This is a genomic window from Streptomyces olivaceoviridis, from assembly GCF_014650115.1.
In the GTDB taxonomy this organism is placed as follows: Bacteria; Actinomycetota; Actinomycetes; order Streptomycetales; family Streptomycetaceae; genus Streptomyces; species Streptomyces olivaceoviridis.
The window spans coordinates 1-4,506 of the sequence record NZ_BMUI01000082.1; the positions used below are offsets into that span (position 1 = coordinate 1).

At 73.9% G+C, this 4,506-nt stretch carries 1 protein-coding gene; it reads right to left on the reverse strand.

Annotation, left to right across the window (positions count from 1 at the left end):
• Window positions 1–4,506: SDR family NAD(P)-dependent oxidoreductase (locus IE273_RS42875; RefSeq protein WP_189820521.1), on the reverse strand; the 4,506-nt coding region annotated here is incomplete at both ends.

The following is a 4,506-nucleotide window of genomic DNA, read 5'->3' on the forward strand; positions in this document are numbered from 1 at the left end:
CCCGCACCACCGCGAGCACCGGATGCCCCAACCGCTCCGCATCCGACAACCGCTCCAGAAGCAGGACCCCCACGCCTTCGGCGAAGCCCGTGCCGTCGGCACCCTCCGCGAACGCCTTGCACCGCCCGTCGAACGCCAGACCGCCCTGCCTCTCGAACTCGCCGAAGACCGACGGCGTGGCGAGAACCGTGGCACCGCTCACGAGGGCCATGGAGCACTCGCCCTGGCGTACGGACTGCGCCGCCAGGTGCAGGGCCACCAGGGAGGACGAGCAGGCGGTGTCCACCGTGACCGCCGGTCCCTCAAGCCCCAGGGTGTACGCCACCCGGCCCGACGCGACGCTCACCGCACTGCCGTTGCCGAGGTATCCGCGCAGGTCGTCCGGGATGGACCGGAGCCGTGCCAGGTAGTCGTTGCCCCAGACGCCGGTGAAGACGCCGATCGTTTCGCCCCGTACCGAGGAGGGGTCGATCCCGGCCCGCTCGAACGTCTCCCAGCTCGTCTCCAGCAGCAGCCGCTGCTGCGGGTCCATCGCCAGCGCCTCACGCGGCGAGATCCCGAAGAACCCGGCGTCGAACGCGTCCGCCGCGTCGAGGAATCCCCCCACGCGTGCCGGATCGTCCGGCTCCCAGCCACGGTCCGTGGGAAAGCGCGTCATGGCGTCGCGGCCCTCGGCGACCAGTTCCCACAGCTGCTCCGGCGTCGAGACACCACCGGGCAGCCGGCAGGCCATGGAGACGATGGCGATGGCCTCGTCCGGGGCAGCGGCCACCGTCGCCGGCGCGGTCGGCGCGGGCTCCCCGGTGGCCGACGCCCCGCTGAGCGACGCGTGCAGACGGGCCGCCAGGGCGGCGGGGGTGGGATGCTCGAAGACCAGCGTGGCGGGAAGTCTGAGGCCGGTCAGGGCGGCGAGACGGTTGCGCAGCTCGACGGCGGTCAGGGAGTCGAAGCCGAGTTCCCGGAAGGCTCTGCCCTCGGGCAGTGCGTCCGGTGTCTCGTGTCCGAGAACGGCCGCCGCCTCGGCCAGGACGCGGTCCGTCAGGAGTCTGACGCGTTCGGCGTCCGGCATCTCCCGCAGAGAGCGTGCCAGCGCCGACCGCGCCGACCGCGCCGTCTTGCGGCCGGCCGGGCCCAACGAGCTGAGCAACGGGGGAACCACCGGCATGCGGCTGGGTACCAGGTGGGCCGGCACGAGCAGGGGGTCCCCGGCAGCCAGGGCGGCGTCGAACGCGGCCAGCCCGTCGGTCACGGACAGCGGCAGCATGCCGCCCCTGGCCATGCGATCGGTGTCGGCCTGGTCGTACGTGCCTCGCATGTCGCTGGCGCCGGACCACGCACCCCAGGCGAGCGACTGGCCGGGCAGTCCGGCGGCCCGCCGGTGGGCGGCAAGCGCGTCCAGGAAGGTGTTCGCGGCGGCGTAGTTGCCCTGTCCGGGAGAGCCGAGGACACCCGCACCCGCGGAGAACAGCACGAACGCCGACAGGTCCAGGTCCCGGGTCAGCTCGTGCAGGTGCCAGGCCGCGTCGACCTTGGGCCGGAACACGGTGGCGAGGCGGTCGGCGGTCAGCGACTGCACGAGCCCGTCGTCCAACGCTCCGGCCGCGTGCACGACGGCGGTCAGCGGATGGTCGGCCGGCACGCGCGCCAGAGCCGCCTCCAGCTGCCGCCGGTCGGACACGTCGCAGGCGGTCACCGTCACCTGGACGCCGGGGGCCTCCAGGCCGGTCAGGTCGGCCACGCCCCGGCGGCCCAGGAGCAGGAGATGCCGGACGCCGTGCGCGGCCACCAGGTGACGGGCGAGATGTCCGGCGAGGACGCCGGTGCCGCCGGTGATCAGTACCGTGCCGTCCGGGTCGAGTGGACGCGGCACCGTCAGCACCACCTTGCCGACGTGCCGGGCCTGCGCCATGTGGCGGAACGCCTGCCGCGCCGAGCGGACGTCCCACGCGCGGCGGGGCAGCATGCGCAGGGTGCCCGATTCGAACAGGGCGATCAGCTCGTCCAGCATCGCCCCGATGCGTTCTGGCGGGGTCAGCCCCACGTCGTACGATTGATAGCTTTCGGCGGGCAGGCCGGTGCGGATGTCGGCCTTGCCCATCTCCAGGAAGCGTCCGCCCTCGGCCAGCAGGCGCAGTGAGGCGTCGGTGAACGCCCCGGCCAAACTGTTCAGTACGACGTCGACACCGCGCCCGCCGGTCGCCTCACGGAAGCGTTCGGCGAAGTCGAGGGTGCGGGAGGAGGCGATGTGCCCCTCCTCGATCCCCTCGGCGAGCAGGACGTGGTGTTTGGCGGGGGCCGCCGTCGCGTACACCTCGGCGCCGAGGTGCCGGGCGATCTGCACGGCCGCCATGCCCACCCCGCCCGCGGCCGAGTGGATCAGGACGGACTGTCCCGGGCGCAGCCGGCCGAGGTCGACCAGGCCGTAGAAGGCGGTGAGGAACACCGTGGGCACGGAGGCGGCTTCGGAGAAGGACCAGGCGGCGGGCATGCGTCGCACCAGCCGGTGATCGGTGACGGCGGTGGGCCCGAAGGCGTTGGCGAACAGGCCGAACACGCGGTCCCCGACGGCGAGGCCGGGCACGTCCGGACCGGTCTCGAGGATCACTCCGGCGCCCTCGTTGCCGATGGCGGCGGTCCCCGGGTATTGGCCGAGAGTGATGCAGACGTCGCGGAAGTTCAGCCCGGCGGCGTGCACCGCGATGCGGACCTCGCCCGACTCCAGCGGTGCGAGGGCCTCGGGCGCGGGCACCAGGCGCAACCCGTCCACCGAGCCCGGTTCCGCGGCCGACAGCCGCCACGTCCCGTCCGGGGGTGTCGGTTCCGCGCCGTCCCGGGTGAGCCGGGGTGCGAACATCGACCCGGCGCGGATGGCGATCTGGGGCTCCGGCGTCGCGGCGGCCACGGCGACGAGGGCGACCGACTCCGGCCCGCCGTCCACGTCGACCACGAGGAAACGGTCCGGGTGCTCGGCCTGGGCGGCCCGCAGGAGCCCCCACACCGCAGCACCGGCCGGGTCGGGTACGTCGTCGCCGGCGGCGGACACGGCGTTCCGTGTCACCACGACGAGCCGTGCGTCGGCGAACCGGTCGTCGGCCAGCCACGCCTGCACCAGGTCCAGGGCACGCGCCGTCGCGCTGTACGCCCCCTGGACGGGATCGTCCGCGTCCGCGTCGCAGGAGACCAGTACCGCCTCGGGCACCGCGGTGAGCGCGTCGAGTCCGGGCAGCGGCCCGGCGTCCGCGAGCCCGAACGGGTCCGGCCCGACCACGGCGAAGTCCGGGCGCCGGTCCGGGAGCGGAACGGGTGTCCAGGACAGGCGGTGCAGCCGGTGCGGTCGGGTGGCCAGCGGGCGGGTGACGAGCGAGCCGACCGAGACGACCGGTTCTCCCGACGTCGCGTCGAAGGCGCGGAGCGTCACGGTGTCCGCGCCGCTCGGCGCTAGGTGCACGCGCAGGGCACGGGACGCGCCGGGCACCAGCGCCACGTCACGCCAGGAGTAGGGCACCGACACGCCCTCGGCGTCGGCGGCCGGCGCGTGCAGCGCCGCGTCCAGCAGCGCGGGATGCACGCCGAAGCCCGAGAGCTCCTCGGTGTCGGGCAGCGCGACCTCGGCGAAGACGTCGTCGCCCCGGCGCCAGGCCGCCCGCAGGCCGCGGAAGGCCGGGCCGTAGCCGTATCCGGCGTCCGCGAGCCGATCGTAGAAACCGTCCAGGTCGACCGCTGACGCGGCGCCGTGTGGTGGCCAGTCCGGTGCGGGGACGGCCCGGGGCGGCGAGGCACTGAGCGATCCCTCGGCGTTGCGGACCCAGTCACCGCCATCGGTCCTGCTGGAGATCGACACCGTGCGGGTGCCGTCCTCGTCGGGCCCCACGCGCACCTGTATCGCCAGGCCGCCCGTGGGGGGCAGCGGACACGGGCGGGTCAGCGTCAGTTCCGCCACCCGCGGGCACCCGGTTCGACGGCCGGCGTAGGCGGCGAGTTCGAGCATGGCCGTACCGGGCAGCAGGACGCTGTCGGCCACGACATGCTCAGCCAGCCAGGGCTGTGTCCGCGGGGACAGCAAGCCGGACAGCACGCAGCCCTCTTCGCCCATGTCCACGAAGGCGGCGCCGAGCGGGTGCCCGGTGGTTTCCATACCGAACCCGGCGGCGTCCCCCACGCGTCCGCGGGCGGGAGGCGCCCAGTAGCGACGGCGTTGGAAGGCGTAGGTCGGAAGGTCGAGACGCCGACCACCCTCCAGGAAGCCTCCCCAGTCCACCTCTCCGCCGCGCACATATGTTTCGGCGGCCGAGTGCAGAAACCTGTCCAGGCCGCCGTCGTCCCGGCGGAGCGTGCCGATCACGCCGGTGTCGGAGCCGAGGGCCTCGGCCGTGGCCTCGATGTCGACGGTGAGCACCGGGTGCGGGCTGACTTCGACGAAGGTGTCGAAGCCGTGCCCGATCAGATCGCGGACAGCCTGGTCGAACTCCACGGGCTGACGCAGGTTGCGGTACCAGTACCCGGCAT